A 672-nucleotide genomic window follows, 5' to 3' on the forward strand; every position below is an offset into this window, starting at 1 on the left:
CCAGCGGCTGTTCCGGTTTCCAGGCTGATGATAACGCCCGCCGTCGAGGCGGTATAATCGGCAGTGTCGGAACCGCCGCCGCCGCCGTCCAGCGTGTCCGCACCGCCAAGGCCGGCAAGCACGTCGTTGCCGGCACCACCGGTAAGGATGTTCGCGTCCGTATCGGTGCCGGTCAGTGTATCGTCAAAGGCCGAGCCGATGAGGTTTTCGATGCCGGTCAGCGTATCGCCTTCGGCATGGCCGCCGCTCCCGGTTCCGGTGTCGAGGTTGACGATGACGCCTGCCGTCGAGGCGATGTAGTTGGCGGTGTCCGTGCCGGCGCCACCAATCAATGTGTCGGCACCGCCAAGCCCAATCAGCACATCGTTGCCATCCCCGCCGTTCAGGACATTCGCGCCGGCATCGGTGCCGGTCAGCGTATCGTCGAAAGCCGAGCCGGTGAGGTTCTCGATGCTGGTCAGCGTATCGCCTACGGCATGGCCGCCGGCGACAGTTCCGGCTTCCAGGCTGATGATGACCCCTGCCGTCGAGGCGGTGTAGTCGGCGGTGTCCGAACCGAGCCCGCCGATCAACGTATCCCCGCCGCCAAGCCCGGCCAGGATATCGTCGCCATCCCCGCCGTTGAGAACATTCACGTCGGCATCGGTGCCGGTCAAGGTGTCGGCAAATGCT

General features: G+C 65.3%; 1 protein-coding gene. It reads right to left on the reverse strand.

Features of this window, described 5'->3' with window-relative positions; translation table 11 throughout:
• Positions 1–672 (reverse strand): calcium-binding protein (locus G6N74_RS30450; RefSeq protein WP_205826945.1); only part of this gene is annotated, 672 nt, incomplete at both ends.

It is taken from the genome of Mesorhizobium zhangyense (assembly GCF_011045115.1).
GTDB classification, from domain to species: domain Bacteria; phylum Pseudomonadota; class Alphaproteobacteria; order Rhizobiales; family Rhizobiaceae; genus Mesorhizobium_M; species Mesorhizobium_M zhangyense.